The organism is Bacillus sp. JJ1764 (assembly GCF_036962145.1).
In the GTDB taxonomy this organism is placed as follows: domain Bacteria; phylum Bacillota; class Bacilli; order Bacillales; family Cytobacillaceae; genus Neobacillus.
In genome coordinates this window covers 43,226-65,364 of the sequence record NZ_JBALNY010000054.1, presented here as the reverse complement: position 1 = coordinate 65,364, position 22,139 = coordinate 43,226, and the positions used below count along the sequence as shown (strand labels likewise).

Annotated in this window: 17 protein-coding genes, 5 pseudogenes and 1 riboswitch; of the genes and pseudogenes, 17 read left to right on the top strand and 5 right to left on the bottom strand. The window is 38.1% G+C overall.

What is annotated here, in order from left to right:
• From V7083_RS09350 to V7083_RS09335, 5 genes and pseudogenes are all read left to right on the top strand, one after another.
• The coding region (locus V7083_RS09350) for a substrate-binding domain-containing protein (RefSeq protein WP_335477251.1) at window positions 1-601 on the top strand (601 nt) is incomplete at its 5' end.
• Window positions 602-1,114: 513 nt separating this feature from the next.
• Complete coding sequence (locus tag V7083_RS09345) at window positions 1,115-2,047, top strand: EAL domain-containing protein (protein WP_335477250.1); 933 nt, start codon at window positions 1,115-1,117, stop codon at window positions 2,045-2,047.
• 2 nt (window positions 2,048-2,049) lie between these two features.
• Window positions 2,050-3,075, top strand: a pseudogene (locus V7083_RS23790) (cache domain-containing protein); the annotation flags it as partial.
• Between the two features lie 15 nt (window positions 3,076-3,090).
• The gene (locus V7083_RS23785; RefSeq protein ID WP_438823710.1) at window positions 3,091-4,017 is read left to right on the top strand and encodes a methyl-accepting chemotaxis protein; all 927 of its coding nucleotides are present in this window, start codon (window positions 3,091-3,093) and stop codon (window positions 4,015-4,017) included.
• A gap of 85 nt (window positions 4,018-4,102) precedes the next feature.
• Window positions 4,103-4,245, top strand: a riboswitch (cyclic di-AMP (ydaO/yuaA leader).
• A 138-nt stretch (window positions 4,246-4,383) separates the two neighbouring features.
• Window positions 4,384-6,210, top strand: a complete 1,827-nt coding sequence (locus tag V7083_RS09335; RefSeq protein ID WP_335477248.1) for an APC family permease — start codon at window positions 4,384-4,386, stop codon at window positions 6,208-6,210.
• A 264-nt stretch (window positions 6,211-6,474) separates the two neighbouring features.
• Here the strand turns inward: V7083_RS09335 and V7083_RS09330 are convergent, their stop codons facing one another.
• Window positions 6,475-7,386, bottom strand: coding sequence for a TetR/AcrR family transcriptional regulator (locus V7083_RS09330; RefSeq protein ID WP_335477247.1), 912 nt, complete (start codon window positions 7,384-7,386; stop codon window positions 6,475-6,477).
• A 189-nt stretch (window positions 7,387-7,575) separates the two neighbouring features.
• On the opposite strand from V7083_RS09330, the pseudogene V7083_RS09325 reads away from it, so the two are divergent.
• Both V7083_RS09325 and V7083_RS09320 read left to right on the top strand, forming a co-directional pair.
• Window positions 7,576-9,095, top strand: a pseudogene (locus V7083_RS09325) (DHA2 family efflux MFS transporter permease subunit).
• Between the two features lie 133 nt (window positions 9,096-9,228).
• Complete coding sequence (locus V7083_RS09320) at window positions 9,229-9,684, top strand: GNAT family N-acetyltransferase (protein ID WP_335477246.1); 456 nt, start codon at window positions 9,229-9,231, stop codon at window positions 9,682-9,684.
• 84 nt (window positions 9,685-9,768) lie between these two features.
• Here V7083_RS09320 and V7083_RS23780 read toward each other — a convergent pair.
• The 4 genes and pseudogenes from V7083_RS23780 to V7083_RS09305 all read right to left on the bottom strand — a co-directional run.
• Window positions 9,769-10,401, bottom strand: a pseudogene (locus V7083_RS23780) (methyl-accepting chemotaxis protein); the annotation flags it as partial.
• 309 nt (window positions 10,402-10,710) lie between these two features.
• Window positions 10,711-11,580: pseudogene (locus V7083_RS23775) on the bottom strand (CHASE4 domain-containing protein); the annotation flags it as partial.
• A gap of 307 nt (window positions 11,581-11,887) precedes the next feature.
• The gene (locus V7083_RS09310; protein ID WP_335477244.1) at window positions 11,888-12,949 is read right to left on the bottom strand and encodes an ABC transporter permease; all 1,062 of its coding nucleotides are present in this window, start codon (window positions 12,947-12,949) and stop codon (window positions 11,888-11,890) included.
• Window positions 12,946-13,671 carry an ABC transporter ATP-binding protein gene (locus V7083_RS09305; protein ID WP_335477243.1) on the bottom strand — a complete coding sequence of 242 codons (726 nt, stop codon included), beginning with the start codon at window positions 13,669-13,671 and terminating at the stop codon, window positions 12,946-12,948. Before V7083_RS09305 ends, V7083_RS09310 begins: the two co-directional genes overlap by 4 nt.
• Window positions 13,672-13,881: 210 nt before the next feature.
• On the opposite strand from V7083_RS09305, the pseudogene V7083_RS23770 reads away from it, so the two are divergent.
• The 10 genes and pseudogenes from V7083_RS23770 to V7083_RS09260 form a co-directional block, all read left to right on the top strand.
• A pseudogene (locus V7083_RS23770) lies at window positions 13,882-14,271 on the top strand (HAMP domain-containing protein); the annotation flags it as partial.
• On the top strand, window positions 14,263-15,210 hold the full coding sequence (locus V7083_RS09300; protein ID WP_438823709.1) for a methyl-accepting chemotaxis protein: 948 nt from the start codon (window positions 14,263-14,265) through the stop codon (window positions 15,208-15,210). The pseudogene V7083_RS23770 and the gene V7083_RS09300, both read left to right, overlap by 9 nt.
• Window positions 15,211-15,575: 365 nt before the next feature.
• Complete coding sequence (locus tag V7083_RS09295; RefSeq protein ID WP_335477241.1) at window positions 15,576-15,959, top strand: GntR family transcriptional regulator; 384 nt, start codon at window positions 15,576-15,578, stop codon at window positions 15,957-15,959.
• Entirely contained in the window at window positions 15,959-16,816 is an 858-nt protein-coding gene (locus V7083_RS09290) for an ABC transporter ATP-binding protein (protein ID WP_335477253.1), read from the top strand. The genes V7083_RS09295 and V7083_RS09290 overlap by 1 nt, the downstream gene beginning before the upstream one ends.
• Window positions 16,816-17,466, top strand: coding sequence for an ABC-2 transporter permease (locus tag V7083_RS09285; protein WP_335477240.1), 651 nt, complete (start codon window positions 16,816-16,818; stop codon window positions 17,464-17,466). The genes V7083_RS09290 and V7083_RS09285 overlap by 1 nt, the downstream gene beginning before the upstream one ends.
• 330 nt (window positions 17,467-17,796) lie before the next feature.
• Window positions 17,797-18,393, top strand: coding sequence for a putative ABC transporter permease (locus tag V7083_RS09280; RefSeq protein WP_335477239.1), 597 nt, complete (start codon window positions 17,797-17,799; stop codon window positions 18,391-18,393).
• Between the two features lie 358 nt (window positions 18,394-18,751).
• Window positions 18,752-20,032, top strand: a complete 1,281-nt coding sequence (locus tag V7083_RS09275; RefSeq protein ID WP_335477238.1) for a right-handed parallel beta-helix repeat-containing protein — start codon at window positions 18,752-18,754, stop codon at window positions 20,030-20,032.
• Window positions 20,029-20,550, top strand: a complete 522-nt coding sequence (locus V7083_RS09270) for a nitrous oxide reductase accessory protein NosL (protein ID WP_335477237.1) — start codon at window positions 20,029-20,031, stop codon at window positions 20,548-20,550. The genes V7083_RS09275 and V7083_RS09270 overlap by 4 nt, the downstream gene beginning before the upstream one ends.
• 37 nt (window positions 20,551-20,587) lie before the next feature.
• The gene (locus V7083_RS09265; RefSeq protein WP_335477236.1) at window positions 20,588-21,397 is read left to right on the top strand and encodes an ABC transporter permease; all 810 of its coding nucleotides are present in this window, start codon (window positions 20,588-20,590) and stop codon (window positions 21,395-21,397) included.
• Entirely contained in the window at window positions 21,397-22,107 is a 711-nt protein-coding gene (locus V7083_RS09260; RefSeq protein WP_335477235.1) for an ABC transporter ATP-binding protein, read from the top strand. The genes V7083_RS09265 and V7083_RS09260 overlap by 1 nt, the downstream gene beginning before the upstream one ends.
• The last annotated feature ends 32 nt before the right edge of the window (window positions 22,108-22,139 follow it).

Here is a 22,139-nt window from a genome sequence, read left to right as displayed (position 1 = left end):
AGAAAAAGAAGGAATTCCGGCAGACCAGTTAGTTGATCATAAAGTAGCGGTTGTAGGTATGACAGCAGCTGTTAATCCTAAAGTTGGCATTAAAGATATTAAAAAAGAAGATCTGATTAAAGTTTTCACAGGTAAAATCACAAACTGGAAAGAGCTTGGCGGAAAAGACCAAAAAATCGTTCTAGTTAATCGCCCTGATTCTTCAGGAACCCGTGCAGTATTTAATAAATTTGCACTTGATGGCGCAACGCCTGCTGAAGGTATTACAGAAGATTCATCCAATACAGTTAAAAAGATCATTAATGAAACGGACGGTGCAGTTGGTTATCTTGCATTCTCTTATTTCACTGATAATACGGTAACACCACTTGCCATTGACGGAGTAGAGCCAACTGCAGAAAACGTACAAACTGGCAAATTCCCAGTTTGGGCGTATGAGCACTCCTATACTAAGGGAGAGTCAACAGATCTTGCCAAAGCATTCCTTGACTTCATGATGTCAGATGATATCCAAAATAATCTATTAAAAGAACAAGGTTATCTTCCTGTAACAAAAATGGAAGTTGAAAGAGATGCAAAAGGAAATCAAAAAAATAAATAATTAATTTGATTTTAAAATGAAGAACCTGCAAACAATTATTGCAGGTTCTTTTTATCCTCATCTTTTTTTATTTTTTTAACAGGAGAACGTATTAATTTAAACGCATAATAAAAGTATGTTTCACACTATTATGATTTTGAAATTTATCTGCACCCAAATTGTGTATCCAAGCAATCTGGATGCAGATTTTTTTTTACTATGTATTCGGCATTCATCCATAAATTATTTCTTAGATATAACACCCCTTTAGTGTTGCAAGTATGTAATGTACTAATAGTATTGGCTCCGCCTACGCCATATACCATGATAGCCACACATGCTATCCCCGCTATATATATCATAATTGGAAAATATTAATAAATTTCTAATGGGGTATTAAGACTATGTAAATAAAAGTTTAATTCTTCTAGGACAGCGTTAAAATTTACTAAGAATTTTCAATCGGTTTACATGATTTTAATATTTGTAAATTATGCTTAATTTGTATCTAATTTAAATAAAGAGGTGCAACTTATGTACAGCCATGCAACCAGCCAGTCACACTCTTCATTTGGTAAAAAAACATTTTTTTCATACTTTAAGTACTTCAATAACAGAGTAAAGAAGGACTTCTTACATTATAAGAGGCTTAGAGAATTACATTCTATTATGAATAGCTATGCTTTAGATACATTTTTTCAACCCGTTCTTTGCCTGAATACAGGGAAGACCATTGGCTTTGAGGTATTAAATCGTCCAGCTGTTACTCGTTTATTTCCGGACACGGAATGTTTTTATGAATTTGTTGGACAATCCAATCATGTATTCCTATTTGAATGTTTCTGTAGAAATCTATCTCTTAAACGGTTTATCGATCAATTTAAACGTCTTGCTTGGCAAGAACCAACATTGATTTTTATTAATATTCACCCTCTTGTTTTACTAGATTCTAATTATCAAAGTGGAGAAACACTGGAACTTTTAACGGAGCTAGGCATTGCACCTCAACAGGTCGTTTTCGAATTAACAGAGAAAAGTGCAGTTACCGACTTCGCCCTTTTTGAAAAAGTACTTTCCCATTATCGTTCACAGGGGTATCGAATAGCGATTGATGACGTAGGTTCCGGATACAACAGTTTAAAAACCCTGGTGTATTTAAAGCCTGAATTTATCAAACTTGATAAATCACTGATCCAAAATATCAATCAAAATGTGGAACAACAGCTATTGGTGAAGTTAATAGTGGAATATGCAAAACAATCCTCCACAGAAATTATCGCAGAAGGGATTGAGAGGACTGAGGATCTAGCCTTTATTTATGAACAAGGAGTCCATTTTGGACAAGGCTATGCTTTAGGAAGACCGCACAAAGAAGTACGTCCAGGGGAAATCCCGTTTGAAAAAACGGTCATGGATAGTGAGAATTATCGTGCATTACAAGAAAAAATGGCGATCGGGGGAGCATAACATTGAGGTTGTCTGTCAAACGAAAATTGTTTATTTCTTTACTGTCAGTTGCTATCATTCCATTACTAATTTTGAGTTCTATCTTGTACTATAAAACAAATCTTGGCTTTAAATCCATTCTCACAAATAGCCAGAATTCAACAAAAGAATCAGTTAGCGATCAGTTAGATCATTTATCAGAAGAGCTTCTTCAATTGACCATTTATTATGCCGGTAATAAGGAGCTTATAGAAGCATTTAGAACTGGGGATCGCGAAACGATTGCTCAGACCGTTCAGCCGATATTTGAAAGATTAAAGAAAGAACAAAAACTGGACGTATTTGAATTTGGTGATGTAAATGGTGTAGTGTTTTATCGAGCCCATAATCCACAAAAATTTGGTGATGATAAAAGTGATAAGCCTGCGATTCAAGAAACGATTAAAGGGAAGGAAATGGCTGGTTTCGAGTTTGGGAACAGTGGTCTAGCCGTTCGTGCGTTCGTCCCACTCGTTTATGAAAATAAAATAATAGGAACTTTACAAACAGGTATAGATAGTTCCGCAATCACCTACATAACTAAAACGCTCAAAGACGTAAACATTAATATAATGGATCCTGAAGGCCAGATTTTAATTTCTACTGATGATTCTAAGATCGGAACAAGGTTTAAAGATAATAGGATTATCAATAAAGTGAAAGCTGGCAAAGAAATGACCAGGGAACATGACCATCAATATGAAGTGTATATGCCTCTATTAGATCCCACTAAACAAGAGGTTATTGGAATAACGCAAATTAAACAAGATGTGAGTATTGTCAAGACAATTAATAGCCAAGTATTTCTTTATTTGTTAATCGGTAGCATCATAACCATCATTATCGTTGTCATAACTGCTTTCTTTTTAAGCAAAAGTTTTTCCACTCCCATAAAACAGATAAGAGACTTTATGGAGCACATTTCTAAAGGTAATCTCGAATATAAATTCAAGGGAAAAAATAGGAACGACGAATTTGGACAATTATTTTATTCAATAAAAAATACACAGGCCCGTTTAAAAGAAATGATAGAAAATATTTCGGAGCATTCTCAAGTAGTAAAAAATCAATCACTTTTTATGAAAGAATCTTGTGCAGAAATCCATATTGCCAGCAACCAGGTAGCTTCTACTATGCAGGAGTTATCATCCGGGGTGGAGCAACAGGCACACTTGACGACTGAATTGGCTGAGCAAATGGATCATTTTTCAAAGCGAATAAACCTTGTAAATCAAAATGGGACATTAATACAGGAATCTTTCTATGATATTTCGAACGTAACTGAAATTGGAAATGAACGGATGAATAAATCTATAGACCAAATGAATAAGATCTATGATATTGTGAGTGTCTCTATTGAAAAAGTTAAAAGTTTGGATGATGAGTCTAAAAAAATAGCCAACCTCATTAATGTGGTTCATAACATTGCGGATCAAACGAATCTATTGGCATTAAATGCTGCAATTGAGGCTGCAAGAGCGGGGGAACATGGAAAAGGATTTGCCGTTGTTGCTAATGAAGTAAGGAAGCTTGCCGAACAAGTATCACTTTCCGTAGGAGAGATTACAAGTATTGTAAATGGCATTCAGACTGTCTCTAAGAATGTGGCTGAATCATTAACATTAGGATATCAACAGGTGGGAGAAGGAACGATTCAAATCAAAGAGACGGGTGAGACATTCGAAAATATTAACAAAGCGGTTGTTAATATGGCAGAAAAAATCGAGCAAGTCTCAAAAAATTTAACAGAAATTGTGTATGGCAGCAATGAAATTAACAAGTCTATTGAGTACATTGCTACCATATCGCAGGAATCTGCAGCCGGCATAGAAGAAACATCAACGGCAATTCAACAAACCAGTGGCTCTATCGAGAGATTATCTTCAAATGCGGACTCTTTGGAAATTCAATCAGATGAATTGGGATTATTGGTAGGAAGGTTTCGGCTGTAGATGAAAATCAATAATAGTTTTGAGTCTTCTTGAAAAAATCCATTTACACTATCTAGACATTGGAGTAATATTATGACAGTTTCAAATTTCTAAATCGCTGAAACCAATAGGTACGGGGGAACCATTTTTATGGGTTGTTACTAAACTCAAGGGGTGAATCCTTTTTTGGTAGGGCTACTCAAGGTCCGAATCCGACAGCTAACCTCGTAAGCGTATATGAGAAGGAAGGTGGAGCTTGTGACATTACAAAAATGGTGTGTCTACGGGTCTATTTAAATCTGACTTGTAGGCAAATTTTTTTATTTTTGAGTAATTACTGATAGCATGGGTAAATTAAACCATAATTAATTTTTGGCGGTGAATAACTTGTTTGGGGTTATAAAAAGATTTTTAATTGGCCGACCTTTGAAATCTCATGAGCTAGGCGAACAGAAACTAAACAAAACGAAAGCATTAGCAATCCTTTCATCTGATGCTTTGTCGTCAGTGGCATATGGTCCTGAACAAATTTTAATTGTATTAGTTACGATCAGTACTGCAGCATTTTGGTATTCCATTCCTATTGCAGTAGGTGTGTTAATTCTTTTATCAGCCTTGATACTGTCCTATAGGCAAATCATCTTTGCTTACCCTCATGGAGGTGGGGCCTATGTGGTTTCAAAAAGCAATCTGGGGGTAAATCCAGGCTTGATAGCTGGAGGGTCCCTATTGGTGGACTACATCCTGACAGTTGCTGTAAGTGTGTCTGCTGGGACCGATGCTATAACATCTGCGTTTCCGACTTTACATGGCTATAATGTAGGAATCGCAATTACGTTTGTCATTTTAATAACAATATTGAATCTGAGAGGGGTAACGGAGTCTGCTTCAATATTAGCATACCCGGTTTACTTATTCGTCTTAGCGTTATTTATATTGATTGCTGTTGGTTTATATAACATTGTAACCGGAGGGATTTCGCCACAATTACACACCCCAATCGGTACCCCTGTAACGGGGATCAGTTTGTTTATTCTATTAAGGGCGTTTGCTTCCGGAAGTTCCGCCTTAACAGGAGTTGAAGCCATTTCTAATGCTATACCTAATTTTAAAGACCCAGCTCCTAATAATGCAGCTAAAACATTAATTGCAATGGGAGCGTTACTTGCCATTCTATTTTCAGGAATTGTATTTTTAGCCTATTATTATGGGATCTCTCCAAGTGAAAAAGTAACTGTCGTATCCCAAATTGCTGAAGAGACTTTCGGTCGGAATTTTATTTATTTCTTTATTCAAGGAACCACAGCATTGATATTAGTTCTTGCTGCGAACACTGGATATTCCGCTTTCCCGTTGTTGGCAGTTAATCTTGCTAAGGATAAGTTTATTCCTAGAATGTTTCTTATGAGAGGGGATCGATTAGGATATTCAAATGGCATCATTATACTTGGCATTGCTTCTATCCTTTTAATTTTAACTTTTCATGCTAAAACAGAACATCTTATCCCGCTTTACGCAGTTGGGGTGTTTCTTCCATTTACTTTGTCTCAGTCAGGCATGATGGTTAAATGGCTGCGAGAGAAGCCTAAAGGGTGGGTACCTAAATTTATCATTAATACAACAGGTACCCTTATTAGCTTTATTGTTACATTAATGTTTTTAATAACAAAATTCTCACAGGTTTGGCCTATTTTAATTTTTCTACCAATTATTGTGTTCTTTTTTCACCGAATTAGAAAGCATTATGACGCTGTTGGAGACCAATTAAGCCTAAAAACCTGTGAACCGTCTTTTACCATTGAGGGGAATGTTATGGTCGTGCCTGTTGCTGGTATGACCCATGTCGTAGAGAATACCTTAAATTATGTTAAATCTCTTTCGCCTGATCAAATTATTGCGGTGTATGTTGCCTTTGAAAGAGACGACGAAAAGAAGTTCGAAGAAAAATGGAAGAAATGGCAACCAGATGTAAGGCTGGTGACATTGCACTCTCATTATAGAAGTATCATCAGTCCGCTTACTAAATTTGTTGATACTGTAGAGCATAAAGCCAAAGAAGGGAATTATCGGGTAACGGTTGTCATTCCGCAATTTATTCCTAAAAAGGGGTGGCACAATATTCTTCACAACCAATCAAGCCTTCTTATTCGATCCTTCTTACTTTATCGAAGAGACGTGATTGTAACAACTGTGCCTTATCATTTAATAAAATAATAAATATGGGCCCACGTATAAATAAGGGATCCATTAGAGAAGGAGGCTACTAAATTGGTAGCCTCCCTTAAATATGTCTCAAATAGTATCTTTTGTCCGAGATAGATCTTACTAGAGGATGAACATCTTCTTTAAACTGTATGGAAGATAAAATACTCTTTATTGTACTATCTAATTTTCAGACTCCTGAGTTTTTAAAATAACTAATCATAACGTTTTGTTATTATATAGAAAAAATCAGCGTGCTCAAAAAAAGTCAGCCCATTAATGAATAGGCTGACTTACACTTTCCTTTTTATCAAAATAATGATCTATTATTCGGTCCAGTTTTTCCAAATCTTTCGAAGCAATATCTCCGATATGGTTTTTCAAAGAATCAATGGTTGTTTTTACAAGGAATTTCCGTGGCTTTTTGGAATGAAGCATTTCTTCCAGAATAAAATCCAGCAGTTCAACATATTTTAGTTGGTCTTCATCGTCGTTTAAACGATTTTTCAATGCTAAAACACAAGTGTAGAGTTGTTTCTTAAAAGCGTATTCCGAATAATGACAATCCGGCAGCCATTTTTCCAGAATGGCCGGGTCTAATAATCGGTCCCCTGCTTCCCCAATTTCTTCGACCATTTTTATCAATCGTTGCACCGTATAACGGATCACTATCCGAATATTTCCATTTGATTCATTCGCTAAAAAATGAAAATGAATATTATGATGCAGCATTCCAACAAACATAATGGCACAATCCAATAAATAGGGCTGTTTTTGCTCCCCGAATAGGTCTAACAAGCGGTTATAGGTCCAACGAATATGCAAAATTTGCGTTTGTTTTAAAAATTGTTTTAAGGCAGGGTCGTTAGAAACAAATACCTCTTCAAAAAGAGTTAACAATTTATTGCGATGATTAAAGGCCATTTGCAGTTCAATTTGTTGAATAAAGATTTCAATATCAGCAGGGTCATGTCCAATGAGTAGGGCATTTCTTTCCTCATCAATCTTTTTACTCAATGAAGTAAAAATGGCAATCAGCAATTCATTTTTAGAAGAAAAATAATTGTAAAACGTCCCCTTGGAAATCCCGCTAAAATCGATAATATCTAAAATCGAAGTAGCTTGATAGCCTTTTTCGATAAACAATTGGTGAGCTTTATTGATTACATGCTGTTTCCGGTCATTCATTTTATTCACCTTAAATCCTTACTAGACTGACTGTACAATTTTTAGTATACTGCATTTTTAAATCTAGTACAATTCCAGTAAAAATTTAAGATTTTTAGATTGCAAAATTTGAACCGTCGGTATATGATAGTATCTATCCAAAACAAAGGTCTAAAAAAATGGACCGTCAGTTTAGTGGGAGGAATAATAATGGATACTACTTTAAAACAAAATCGCCCTCCTTATGGAATCATCGCAATATTGATGATCGGGGCGTTTATTTCGATGTTAAATGAAACATTATTAAATGTGGCCTTGCCATCCATCATGAAAGATTTGGATGTTGGTGCTTCAACAGTCCAATGGCTGGCAACTGGATACATGCTCGTAAACGGGGTCATGATCCCGGCAACCGCGTTTTTAATTCAGAAATATTCAGTAAGAGGGTTATTCCTTACCGCAATTAGTTTGTTTACGGTTGGAACGATCATTGCCGGCTTTGCCCATGTTTTTCCGTTATTATTAACAGCACGAATGATTCAGGCGTCAGGTTCTGCCATCATGATGCCGTTACTGATGAACGTGATGTTAACCAGCTTTCCACCTGAAAAAAGGGGAGCAGCAATGGGGCTGTTCGGTCTGGTATTCATCTTTGCACCAGCAGTTGGACCAACGCTTTCAGGTTATTTAATTGAACATAATAGCTGGAGAATTTTATTCCATCTTGTATCGCCATTGGCTGCAATTATTCTTGTGATTAGTATTTTCTTATTAAAAGATAAGAAGGAAAAAGTAGACATTCGACTTGATAAGTTGTCGTTAGTATTATCTAGTATTGCGTTCGGTGGTTTATTATATGGCTTCAGCTCTGCCGGCGATAAAGGCTGGGACAGCCCAGCGGTATATGCAACGATTACTGCCGGAGCGATCAGTTTGGTTATGTTTATTGTTCGCCAAAATAAACTTGAAAAGCCGATGCTTAATTTTAAAATTTATAAGTACCCAATGTTCGCGTTATCTTCAGCCATTTCGATTGTGATTTCGATGGCAATGTTTTCAGCGATGCTGTTAATGCCGATTTATCTGCAGACTATCCGTGGAATATCACCATTAAAATCTGGTTTATTAATGCTTCCAGGCTCCTTATTAATGGGAATTATGAGCCCTATTACTGGGAAATTATTTGATAAGTTTGGCGGCAGAGTATTAGCGGTTATCGGTTTAACGATTACAACGTTTACGACCTACTTATTCAGTAAATTGACATTAGATACTACCTATACTCATTTGATTTTGCTCTACTCCGCTCGGATGTTTGGGATGTCGATGGTGATGATGCCAGTTATGACAAACGGGTTAAATCAGTTGCCTGCCCGTTTCTATCCACATGGTACCGCGATGAACAACACCTTGCAGCAGGTTTCCGGAGCGNNGCCTTGTTAGTAACCATTATGACAAACCGGACGAAGACACACGCTACTGATCTCGCTGCAGATGCCATGAAACACTTGACAGGGCAGCCGAGTCCTGAAATGCTAGCAACTATGAAGCAGCAAATTGCCATGAAGGCGATGCTCGAAGGGATCAATGATTCTTTCCTAGTGTCGGTTGGGATTGCCAGTATCGCGTTAGTTCTGGCCTTCTTTATCAAACGTGCAAAGCAAGCCGAAGACCCTGCTGAGAAGATGAGTAAGGGAAATCCGGTTGTTAATAAACTAGCAGAAAATTAAATCAATAAAAAACACACAGTGGATGCTGTGTGTTTTTTTATACATTGAATTGGATTCCAAAAAAAGGGAAACTTGGCACGGAAATTGCTTCTTTACTAATTGAAACAAAAATTGAATAGGAGGCTGAAACAAGATGGAACATATAAACATTCGCAAGGCAACCAAGACAGATATCCCTCAACTTCTGGAATTAATGGATCAATACATCGTTGACTTCTATCATTGCCCTCGTCCAAAAGGACAATCGGTTGAAAACTTGGTCCAACATTTACTAGAAAATCCTTACGAAGGGATACAGTTTGTTGCAGAAACGGAGTCAAATCACCTTGTTGGTTTTGCTACACTTTATTTTACGTTCAATACCCTTGAAGCAAAACGGATGGCAATACTTTATGATTTATTTGTTTCACCAGAAACAAGGGGAGGGAAAATAGGGGAAAGGCTGATGCAGACTTGTATTTCCTATATCAGAGAGCATGACTATTCCCATATGATCTGGGAAACCGCACATGACAATTATCCCGCCCAGGCTTTGTATGATAAATTGGGAGCAAAAAAGGCCGTTTGGCTTAACTATGAAATCAGCTAAGTGTTATGTATAGCTGAATAAATTATTCAAAACCTCATAAAAAAAATATCTCCGGGCCAGTACATACCAGTCCGGAGAATTCTTTTATAGTTTAAATTTATGAATTAATCCTTTTAAGTCTTGAGCCATTTTGTCCAAATAGCCGGAGGATGCTGCGATTTCCTTCATGGCCGAGAGTTGCTCATTGGAAGAATAGGCCACGTTTCTGGAAGAATTGGCGGAGCCCTTTGCTATTTCTGCGACTTCTGTAATGGATGAGGCGACTTTTTCCGTGCTGGCCTCCATTTGTGGTGTTATTGACGCCAACTCTTGGGTTAGGCGGGTTACATCCTTGGTGGCCGAAAGGATATTTTCAAAGACTTCACCGACGTTTTCAATTTGATTTAATCCCTCATGGACCTCCGAGTTCACCTTATTCATTGACTGAACGGATGAGGCGGAGTCACGCTGAATGACGGAAACGAGTTCCGATACCTGTTTAGCTGAAACAGCGGATTGCTCCGCTAATTTTCTTACCTCATCAGCTACTACAGCAAATCCCCGGCCATGCTCACCTGCCCGTGCTGCTTCAATAGCCGCATTTAAGGCAAGTAAATTTGTTTGGTCAGCAATATTAGAAATGAGCAAGGCAATTTGCCCAATTTCTTGAGATCGGTCGGTAAGTTGGTTTACGATTAAGGAAGATTCATTAAAAGAAACACTGATATTTTGCATTTGTTGGATGGCCTTTTGAATCGATTGATTTCCTGATACTACTTCCTTCTCCGTTTCGGTAGAATTGACCGAAATATGAGAAACAGTGTCAGCAATATTTTGTATGCCTACAGCCATTTGTTTGACGGCACTGGAGGAGTCAAGCGTCCCTTGCAGTTGAACGTCTGAACCGCCAGCCACTTCCTGAATAGCAGCCGCAATCTGATTGGTAGCCTTTGTTGTCTCCTCGGAACTAGCCGAAAGCTGTTCTGCAGAGGAAGCGACCTGTTCTATTGCTTGTGCCACTTCCTTGATCAAATTTCTGAAATTTTCAATCATGATATTCATGGCATTACCCAATTTTCCTATCTCATCACTGCGCTTGGAAATTTTGTGATCCACTTCACACGACAGAACCCCCTTGGAGACCTCTCCGGAAATGGAAACTAGACTCTTAACAGGTTTTATCATAAACCGATAAATCATAAAGGAAAGCAATATTAAAATAACGAGCATTATTGCTGCTATTATTAAGTTGACGTTGATAAGTTCTGCCTTGACCTTTGTACTTTCCGCTTGTTTTTCATTGATGTGTAAAATTGCCAAGGGTTCTCCAGAAAAAGACTTTAATGCAGTTGTATACTGGCCATATTCGGTTGTTTTTTCAGCGGTTGTTTGAAAAGCTTGCAAGTTTCCTTGGTGATCCAGGTCGTTTACGTACTTAGAAAGCTGCTCATGCTTTATTTGATTTGAAGTTGACAGCATGGTGCCGTTTTTGGATAAAATGGCAATATCATCATGAAGTGTATCTTTAATCTCTATTAAAGCTTTGTTATCTAGCAGTCTACCATAAATTAGGATTCCGGATGGATGTGATGTAACCTCTCCATTCGTAATGTTAGACGCTGCAAAAATGGCTAGTCCTTTAGAGGTTTCAATTAAACCTGAAAACTCTTGTTTTTCCTTTATCTTGTTGATGATTTCCTTATCGGCTAATGCTTCACTGAATTCTTTAACATCCCCTTTTTGGGACACTACGTTACCGTTCATATCTGTCGTTGTGACAAAAGAAACGCCTTGAGAGGAACCCAAATCAGCGTTAATATTACCTTCAATCCAGCTAACATTTCTCTTATCTACAGCATCATAATAGTCTTTCCAATGAGAGTTCGTATTTGCCAGATCGACCAAGCTACTCCCCATTTTTTCAATTAAATTTTCCGTTGCTTGATTTGAAATCTTTACCCGTTCTTTTTCCATTTGAGTAAGATCCTTATTTATTTCTGAAAATAAGTAGAACCCAGCTAGTGTAATCGGTAAAACTAATAAAATAACAAAAAATAAAATCATTTTTACAAGTAAAGAATTTTTGCCCATCTCCAATTTGTCCTCCATAAGTCCTATGTTTAGATATAATGATACATTATACAATAAATAAATCATTTGTATATATCTGTCGAATTTGTGAAACTTTTGTAAAAAAAGAAGCCAAAGGCTTGACCTTTGGCTTCTATAATGTCCGGTACTTTTTCAAGGCAAGAATATTTAACACAATAAACAAGGCAGCAAAGAGGATCAGTGCAAAGAGGTCTCCACCAATTTCACTTAAGCCTGCTCCCTGATACATGACGGCCTTTAGGGCATCACCTGCGTAATACATAGGGAATATTTTTGCAATCACCTGGAGCCAGTTGGCCATCCCTTCAAGTGGAAAGATACCGGCAAAAAACACTTGAGGAACAACGGCGATTGGGATGAATTGCATCATTTGAAATTCAGAAGCGGCAAATGATGATAATAAAATTCCTAAAGATAATGCAACTAAGGCTAGTAACAGGTTAATTAGTATGACGTGAAAAATGGATCCGACTAATACAATGTCTAAAACGTTGATCGCGTAAATGACGACAATAATTGTTTGGAGGACTGCAAAAATACCATACCCGATTAAATAGGCTGTTACCACCTCGGCGCGGCGGATTGGTGTGGAAATCAGCCGTTCCAATGTACCGGTTGTTCGTTCGCGCAGCAGCCCGATCCCGGAAATAATAAAGACAAAGAAGAAAACGAAGAAGCCGACTAAAATTGGGCTGAGTACATCAAAAAACACCGTGTCCTTATCCCCATAAACATATTTGGTTGTGATGCTTTGTTTCGCCAACCCGCCGGCAGCCATAGCCGGTAGTTGCTGGATCAGCTTCGCCTGAACCACTCCTGCAGAAGCCTGATTAATCTTCATTTGTAAAGCCTTTGCTTTGGTTGGATCATCGTTTCGCAGGGTTAATGTTAATGTTCCATTATCCTTGACTAGCAAGCCATCGAGATCATCATCTACCACTGTCTTTCCAGATACCTTTGAATAAGACTTTACATCGATATCCGCTTTTTTGATTGCTTTTACAAGAGTTTGATCAATTCCTTTTACTCCAAGCTTGGGATCGACCGTATTTCCGTTAAAAAGAAAGTACATTAAGGTAAGGATTAACAAAGGCGCCACGAACATTAACGCCAAGGTCCGTTTATCCCGCACCATTTGCTGACAAATTCTTTTGACTAACGCCCAAATTCTCATGATTGTTTCACCCCCGCCTTTAAAAATACCTCATCGAAGTGGTCAGCCTTGTAATATGCCTTTAATTCCTGAGGGGATCCGTTTGTGAGAATCCGTCCATCACGAACCATAGCTACGTAATCACAGCGCTCCGCTTCATCCATTACATGGGTAGTGACAATGATCGTTTTGTGTTCTTCCTTCTTTAAGCGAAGGAATTCATTCCAAATCGAAAGTTTTAGTTCCGGGTCGATGCCGACGGTTGGTTCATCTAGGATGAGTATTTTAGGATCCTGAATTAAGGCGATGGCCAGGGACAAGCGGCGCTTCATACCTCCTGAATAGGCAGATACCCGTTTCTTGAGCTGATCTGTCAAATTAACCAGATTGGCAACGTATGCAATGCGTTCTTTCTGCACTTCTTTTTTCAATTTGTAAAGCGAAGCAAAGAATTTTAAATTTTCTTCACCGGTTAACTCAACATATAGAGCATCGGATTGGGCCATATAGCCAATTTCCTGTAAAATTTCGAGGTTCGGCATATCTTTGTCTAAGACCTGAATCGTTCCGGCATCGGCTTTTTCCATCCCAACAATCATTTTGACAAGAGTGGTTTTTCCTGCACCTGAAGGCCCAATTAGTCCGTAAAGCTGGCCTTTATCAATTTCAATGCTGATATCATTTAAGACGGCCTTTTTATTAAAGCTCTTACTGACATGAGCCACTTTAATGGCAGCTTCCATACTGTATCCCCCCATAGAGAGTGTTTATAATTTAATTTTACCTTGTAAGCTGAATTACACAATAATCAAAAACCGACAATGTGTTGATTATTTTTTTAAAAAGCGTTGTGACAAAAATGGATAAAATGGTGCCACTCCAAAAAAAGGTGAGTTGAGACGTAAAATTAGATAGTGGTATAATATGTATATACAGCAATACCATTTCCAAACATGAAACAATCATCGATAAAGGGTAGGGAGATTATGACGGAGCAAACAAAAAAAATGTTCAGCATTCAGAAAAAATTAGTTATCGGGATTACAGCAGTTGCTTTAATTACTTATGGAATCAGTGCTATTTTTATCTTTTATCTGGCAGAATTGATCTCTAAATATACCAATTTATCTGTCAACTTTATTATTACGCTAACTCTTTTACTGGGAATACTATGGTGCGGAATCCTGGGGTACGTGGCTTCCCTATATATCACTCGGCCATTAAAGAGAATGGAAGAGTATGTGACTAGGGCAGCAAACGGGGATCTAACCAAACAGCTACCTCTTACTAAATCAAATGATGAGTTGCGATCATTGTCTGTTGCCTTTAATCATATGTTGAACAATCTTCAGGAAATGGTTCGGGAAATTGATATTAACTCAAATATGACGAATACAACTGTTGAACTAGTAACGGCAAAAACAAAAGAAGCGAATCAAGCATTTCAAATAGTATCGAATAATATAGAAGAAATTGATAGAGGGACGCAAAAAACGGAGATGTTAATGGAGCATACGGTTAACACGTTGTCTTCCTTGAAGGAAATTGCCGTCGTCATTCAGGAAAAAGCCAATGATACGAGTAATTTCACTAACAGGATGAATGAATCATTAAAATCATCTGTTGATTCTGTCGGAACGATTGTAGAGGGATTACAGAAAGTTGCGGATGAAAGTCAGTTATCTGTGAGTTCCGTTCTGCAACTAAAAAAGTATGCCGAGGAAATCAACCGGGTGGTTACCATCGTTGGCGATATTTCCACACAAACAAACTTATTGGCGCTAAACGCCAGCATTGAAGCAGCGCGCGCAGGTGAACATGGAAGAGGATTCGCGGTCGTTGCAGAGGAAGTCCGGAAACTAGCGGATGAAAGTGCTGAATCGGTCAAAGAGATCACGAAATATATTAAAAATATCCAAATAGAAGTGGAAGAAGTGGTGAAGCGGATGACTTCACTCAGTAGCCAAACAGGTGAGCAGACTGATCACGGTAGGAAGGCTAGCGGAGATATGATGAAGATGGAAGAGGTCTCATTATCCATCATTGAGCAAATCTATGAAATTTACAGTCTCGTCAATAAACAAATGGATGTCATAGAAAAAACGAACTCACAAGTCTTTGAAGTAGCCATCGTTGCCAAAGAAGCGGCAGTTTCCAGCGAACAGGTGACCGAATTCACAGCAAACCAATGCAGAATGATGTCCGAAATCGAAACCATCACAGTCGAACTGACCGAAAAAGCAAGCAAAATGCGCAAGACCATTGAAAAATTTGACTATTAGAAAAGAAAAAAATAGGAGTGTAAAAAAAAGACAAGCCGAATTTAACGGGTTTTATTGAAATATTTGCTTTAGGAGGAACAACTGACATACAAATCTATCAGCAAGAACCAACAAAGGAAAACAACCAAGATTTTACCGACTATGCTGAGGAATTACTAAAAGTAAAAATTTCAATCCAAATATAGGTTATTTAGAGAAATAGGTTAAACACCTGTTTCTTTTTTTGTTTGTTAGAAAAAGGAAAATTAAGTTTGAATGGTAATCCCAATTATCATGATATAAAAATGATGGATTATAGTTGATGTATATTGTGTATATACTGTATATTCTATATATAAACAGTTATGAAAAAGAGGTTTTTATTTGTGAAAATTATAATTAAAAATACTTCTGAACAACCGTTATATCAACAAATAAAAGAACAAATTAAGGGTGGGATCCTTCGTAAGGAACTAAAGGAAGGTGAAAAACTTCCATCTATTCGTAAATTGGCAAACGATTTACAGGTAAGTGTCCTTACGACAAAAAGAGTATATGACGAATTAGAGAGTGAAGGATTCATTATAACTCAAGTTGGAAAGGGGTCATTTGTAGCCTCAGAAAATATTGATATGTTAACGGAATCTAAGAGACATATGATAGAAAAAAAGCTATTAGAGGTTTGGCAAATGGCTAAAACATTTGGAATAACAAAAGAAGAATTAACTCTAATGATGGATATTATCTTTGAAGAGGGAGAAGAAGAATGATGAAGACTATTTTAGAGGTAAGAAATTTAAAGAAAGATTTAGATGACTTCAATTTAGATAATGTGAATTTTTCTTTAAAAGAAGGGTGCATAACAGGCTTTATTGGAGTAAATGGCTCTGGTAAAACTACAACGATAAAAACTATCCTTGGGCTATATCCAAAGGATGGAGGAAGCATAAGTGTTTTTGGTAAGGATATTGAAAAAAATGAATATGATGTTAAGAACCGTTTAGGTGTAGTTTTGGATGAAGGTTATTTTTATGAAGAGATGACCTTGAAAGAAATGAAGAGTGTTATTGCCCCTGCTTATGAAAATTGGGATGAAACTATTTTCTTAAATTATATCCAAAAGTTTGATTTAGATTTGCGTCAAAAAATCTCAAACTTATCCAAGGGGATGAGAATGAAATTCGCTATAGCATTAGCCATTTCCCACCATGCCGATTTACTAATAATGGATGAACCGACCAGTGGGCTTGACCCATTAGTTCGCAATGAATTAATGCAAATACTTCTGGACTTTATGGAGGAAGATGGGAAATCTGTTTTCTTTTCAACGCATATTACATCTGATTTAGATAAAATAGCGGATATGCTTATTTTTATTGATAAAGGTAGAATCATAATTAACGAGAGTAAAGATGAATTGTTGGATAGACATGCTTTAGTCAAGGGAGATAGTCATCTTATTAACGAAGAGACAAGCAAACTATTCCTGAGCATACGGCAGACCTCATTTGGATTTGAAGGGATCACTGATAAAAAGGAATTAGTTTGTGAACAAATGAACGATGTTGTTATCGAAAGACCTACCGTTGAAAATATAATGTTAGCTTATGTAAAGGAGGGGTATTAATGTTGTTTCATCTTGTAAAAAAAGATTTTATTTTGACAAAAAGGTATCTATTAATAATGCTTCTATTTGCAGTGGTAGCACCTATTTTTCTCTATTCACAGTCGGGACTAGATAATAGTGGCTTTGAAAGTTTTCTGATAACTGTTTTATTTTCGGAATATATTTTATTTAATACGGTTTCGATGCAAGAGGACAAATATAAGGGGTCAGCACTTATTTGCACAACTCCACATACGCGAAATGGAGTGATTAAAGCAAAGTATCTATTTGTTCTTGTGATTTTTATTGGGTGTTTCCTATTGTATAACCTCGCAACAGCTATTAGTACATCCGTTGGATTGAAACGGTTGGATATTTTCAATGTAGGTACAGCTCTAATGATTATTTCTATCTTTTATGGGGTACTAATACCTGTTCAAACTAAACTGGGTTATGAAAAAACAAAGTATATTTTCTTTATTATAATCTTTTTAACGCCATTTCTATTACCACGTATTATTGAATGGTACCAATCAATGAATTTTCATTTCAGTATTGGCTCAAGCCTTCCCTACAGTATTGGAGTATGGATTCCTTTTGCTGTATCTTTCCTGATTGGGTTAACGTCAATGTTACTATCAATTCAAATTTTTACAAATAAAAACCTATAACCCCATTCTGTAAGGTAAGCATTAAATAAAGAAAAGCAGGTGAATTCTTAAGTGAATGCCCTGGAAATGTTAGACACTCTACTAACATTTCCAGGATGTTTTTTTATGTTTTGCACCTCAAAATTGAAACGTTAGGATTACAGGCAAGTCCTTATTTGGGTGGACACATAAGGGGGACAATAATGGTGACAGGCACCGCTCGTGGACAAAACGCCCATTTTGTCCGCCTGGGGTGGACATTCATATAATTTGGGAAAATGTTGGAATATTTGGGGCTTGGGCTGCAAAACCTAATATTGGTAATTTAATGTTTATGGAGGGTGGGTAGTTTTGATTATTAGTTTATTGGATGGATTCAAGTTTCAAACCCCCGTTTTTTTGAATTTACAGGGGGCAGCAGCGTTAATGTTTTATTTTACCTTGTACTCGTTTTTCGGATGGCTGTTGGAAAATGGGTATAACTTTTTTACAAGGGGAGAGTGGACCAAGCCGAATTTTTTATATGGCCCCTTTAAACCGATGTACGGTTTTGCTCCATTAGTTCTCGTGTTATTCATCACTTCTAAGACTCACTGGGCCGTTGTATTGCTCCTTTGCTTGTTCATTCCTACGATCGTGGAATATGTCAGTGGGGCTTTGCTGTACAAATTATTTAACCGACGCTGGTGGGACTATACGGAAACACCATTACAGCTGCACGGGCATATTTGTCTGCCTTTTTCCCTCTGTTGGGTGGCGCTTTCCGTGATCTTTCTTAAATGGATTCACCCTACAGTTGAATCGGTTTATGAATTATTTGAACCTTTTTGGACGTGGATATGGACGATCATCGCACTATACTTTATCGCAGACCTCGTTCTAACCATCCGGAGACATACATTACAAAATGCCATCACAAACGAAGAACCAACAAACCCGATTCAATAGGTATTCTTTTTGTCAGTTGAACTGGGCCTTTCACTGACAAAATTCCATCCGGATTGGTTTTGTGGTATAATTTAGTAAATGAATATTGTTCGGCAGAGGCAACAGAATAGATATTTCGCAAAAGCGAAGGGCAAACCTGAGGAGACACGTGTACCGTCTTTTCAGGTTTTTTGTGTTTAAAGAAAGAGACACAGGACAGGGCTGATATAAATGTTCGAGGAAATTTCATATTCTTTTAAAAAATAGCCCAATTGAGTCATAGGAATTGATGGTAAATTGCTTTAAGTTAGAATTTGTCTATTTATGTATTCCTTAAAATAACGGTGCTAGAAAAGTTTTCTAAGGAAGGAAACGAATTATGAAAGTATTGGCGAAATGGATGGTTGTAGCTGCATTAATGATGGTAATTCCAGAAATGAAGGCGTTTGCCGAAACCTCCCTGCAATCACGCATTAATGCGCTGCCTATGGGAGGCACGCTTAAACTGGAAAAAGGTATTTATCATGAAGCCATTGTTATGAACAAACCAATGACTCTTGTAGGGACAAAGGGGGCTATATTTCAGACCTGCGGCTCTGATCCGGCCATCACGATCACCGGTAAAAATGTCACGTTAAAGGGAGTGAAGCTAAAGCAATGTGCTGCATCAAAGGCCAAGGCCGTGATTTCTATCAGTGGAGATCAGCATCATTTGGAAGATCTGACAATAAGCACAGGCAATACCGGTATCAAATTAACGAACACCGTAAATTCAAACCTGGAATCAATTAAAATTACGGGACAGGGAAAGGAAAATGCCATCGATCTCTGGCAGTCCCCACACAACACCTTTGAAAACATCTCCATCCGTCATGTTCAGGACGGCTTTTACATGGAAAACAGCGACAAGAATTCGTTTCTCCATAACACCATCCAAGATTCACGCTACGGCATGCACATCATGTTTTCCGATCAGATTACCTTGAAAGGCAACACGTCGACCCGCAATATAACCGGGGCAATGGTCATGGGCACCCAACAAACCCTTATCGAGAAAAATAACCTGATAGCCAATAATCAAAATGTAAATGCCCAGGGTCTGCTTCTATACGATGTCCACCATTCGGTGATACAGAACAATCTCCTATCACAAAATCGAATCGGGATGTATATCGAGGATTCCAGCGGCAACCAAATCCATGACAACGAGGTCAATGCCAATTTTATCGGGGCACAAATTCGTCAGATAACCAAAAATACCATCAAGGGCAACTCGTTTATCGGAAATGTGAATGAAATCCAAGCAACTGATAGCAGCGATAACAAGTTGGAGAACAATTATTGGGATGCTGCCCTGAAATTGGATATTGACGGCGATGGTAAAAGCAATCTGCCATATCGGGCCGATCCGTATTTTCTGAATCTTACGAGGGAAACACCACCCTACCAACTACTGTTCCAACATCCGGGGCTCACCTTATTGCAAAAAATGCTCAAGAGTCCGGAGCCACTACTTGTTACTGATTCTGCACCGTTAATGAACAATCGACTACTCGAAAAACACCCGGAAAGGGAGTCTAACACAGCCCAATGGGGCATCAGTCTTATCATGATTTCAATCAGTCTACTAATGATTTATTTGGGGAGGAGAAAACAATGAAAAAAATTACTATTATTGCCGTCCTGGCAATGCTGCTCATCGCAGGGTGTGGAAAAACTGAATATAAAGCCGTGGCCATTAAAGAGAAAACGGATAAGTGTGAGGTCTGCAATATGGCTGTGAAAAACAACGAGTTTGCCACGGAAATTATCCTGGATAACGGAAAATCAATCGTGTTCGATGACATTGGCTGCATGTTTAAATGGATCAAGGAAAACGAAGGCAAAAAAGTGGCCAATTCCTATGTCAAAGATTATCACTCCAAAGACTGGATTGAACTGGAGAAAGCCAGCTTTGTCTATGACAAGTCGATTAAAACACCAATGGCCTATAATGTCATTTCGTTTTCAGACAAAAAGCACGCCGAAAGCTTTATTGATGGCCACGACGGTAAACTATTAAGCTATGAAAAACTTCAACACCATTCCTGGAAACGAAACAAGGAAATGATGAAAAAAATGCACGAGCACATGAAAGGAATGGACATGAAAAAGTCTGAATCGGAGCACGACAAATAAAGAGTAATCTGTCTTTCTGCCTAAGGAGACTTGAAATATGAAAACGATACTGATTTCTGAATGGAAGACTATGACACGGCAGCGCTCTTATTACACTTTTTTTATCCTATGGGTGCTTGTTTTTTCTCTGCTATTTTTGCTGGAAAAAACAAATTCGGGTATTTCAGGGTTCACGAATATAACGGGTACCATTCTCAATATTATCCTTTACCTGCTGCCGCTGTTCATGCTGATCACTGGCTCCTTCTCGATTGCTAATGAAATGGAAAATGGTCAATGGCAGCTGCTCAGCACCTATCCTGTCAGTCTATTAGCCTATTTACTGGGTAAATGCGGCGGACTGTTTACAGCACAAACGGTGATTTTTACATTAAGCTTTGGCTGCAGCATGGGGATTGGCCTCATAGCAGGTAATGCAATGACTCTTGGCTGGCTATTAAAAATCTACCTATTTTCAATCCTGTTAATCTACACGTTTATTATTCTTGGCCTCCTAATCGGAACCTGGGTGAAAACGAGATGGCAAGCCTTTACAATCTCAGTGGCAATGTGGTTTTTTCTTATAATGATTTGGCCGACGGCGCTCATTACTTTTCTTGGCCTTGTTCCTTATCCGGTCATTGAACCCATTATGAAAATGGCAATGATGCTAAATCCGGCTGAGTTTTTGCGCATCTTTTTCATTGTCAAATGGGATAGCGGCTCGGTATTCGGCCAATCTTATGATTCGATCGTCACATTATTCCATTCAGGGGCCGGCTGGTTGATTCTCTCTGCTTATCTGGCCATCTATTTGGTTGCGTTCATTTCCTTAGCTTTGCTATGTTTACAAAGGAGGAGGCAGTAATGACAAAGCGATTAGAAATGAAGGGAGTATCAAAGACCTTTAAAAATAAATCGGCGCTTCATCCGTTCTCTTTAACTGTAGGGGGCGGGGAGTGTGTGGCGCTTTGCGGAGGGAATGGTGCCGGAAAAAGCACGTTGCTAGACATCGTTGCAGGGATATCCGTGCCTAGTGAAGGCTCCGTGCTGATTAATCAGGTCGACCTTAAGAAAGACCGAGGAAGCTATGTATCATTTATTGGCTATATGCCCGATGATTTTTATGCTCAGGAAACCATGACGGTGACTGAGTTTCTCTCCTTTTATGGGGCTTTACGAAAAGTGAAAAAGGAGCGGGTCCAAGAGGTCATCCATATCTTGGGCCTAGAGACAAAAGAACAGGATCTAGTGAAACATTTATCAAAGGGGATGCGGCAGCGGCTGTTATTCGGACAGGCCTGGCTAGCTAATCCGGACGTCCTCATTCTAGATGAACCGACGAACGGATTGGATCCTTACTGGATCAGTGTGTTTATCGATCTATTAAAACAAATCAAAGCAGCTGGAACGACCATCATTTTTTCTACTCATATGATGGATGTAGCGGCAGAGGTTGCCGACCTAATCATTTTCATGGAGGATGGCCATGTCATTGAGGCAATTACGAATGACCATCTGACACCGGAGAAATTTATGGTGGAGTTGCTTGCAAGATACAGGGGAGTGGAAGAATAAATTGGTTATTTATGGTTTAATAGAGTAAGAGG

Excerpts from the sequence above, each read along its gene's own strand:
- V7083_RS09260 (WP_335477235.1), top strand. The coding sequence starts at position 21,397 with ATGACAAAGCGATTAGAAATGAAGGGAGTATCAAAGACCTTTAAAAAT.
- V7083_RS09320 (WP_335477246.1), top strand. The coding sequence starts at position 9,229 with ATGGAACATATAAACATTCGCAAGGCAACCAAGACAGATATCCCTCAA.
- V7083_RS09330 (WP_335477247.1), bottom strand. The coding sequence starts at position 7,386 with ATGAATGACCGGAAACAGCATGTAATCAATAAAGCTCACCAATTGTTT.
- V7083_RS09290 (WP_335477253.1), top strand. The coding sequence starts at position 15,959 with ATGAAGACTATTTTAGAGGTAAGAAATTTAAAGAAAGATTTAGATGAC.
- V7083_RS09265 (WP_335477236.1), top strand. The coding sequence starts at position 20,588 with ATGAAAACGATACTGATTTCTGAATGGAAGACTATGACACGGCAGCGC.
- V7083_RS23785 (WP_438823710.1), top strand. The coding sequence starts at position 3,091 with ATGATAGAAAATATTTCGGAGCATTCTCAAGTAGTAAAAAATCAATCA.
- V7083_RS09345 (WP_335477250.1), top strand. The coding sequence starts at position 1,115 with ATGTACAGCCATGCAACCAGCCAGTCACACTCTTCATTTGGTAAAAAA.
- V7083_RS09270 (WP_335477237.1), top strand. The coding sequence starts at position 20,029 with ATGAAAAAAATTACTATTATTGCCGTCCTGGCAATGCTGCTCATCGCA.
- V7083_RS09305 (WP_335477243.1), bottom strand. The coding sequence starts at position 13,671 with ATGGAAGCTGCCATTAAAGTGGCTCATGTCAGTAAGAGCTTTAATAAA.
- V7083_RS09310 (WP_335477244.1), bottom strand. The coding sequence starts at position 12,949 with ATGAGAATTTGGGCGTTAGTCAAAAGAATTTGTCAGCAAATGGTGCGG.
- V7083_RS09285 (WP_335477240.1), top strand. The coding sequence starts at position 16,816 with ATGTTGTTTCATCTTGTAAAAAAAGATTTTATTTTGACAAAAAGGTAT.
- V7083_RS09300 (WP_438823709.1), top strand. The coding sequence starts at position 14,263 with ATGTTGAACAATCTTCAGGAAATGGTTCGGGAAATTGATATTAACTCA.
- V7083_RS09275 (WP_335477238.1), top strand. The coding sequence starts at position 18,752 with ATGAAAGTATTGGCGAAATGGATGGTTGTAGCTGCATTAATGATGGTA.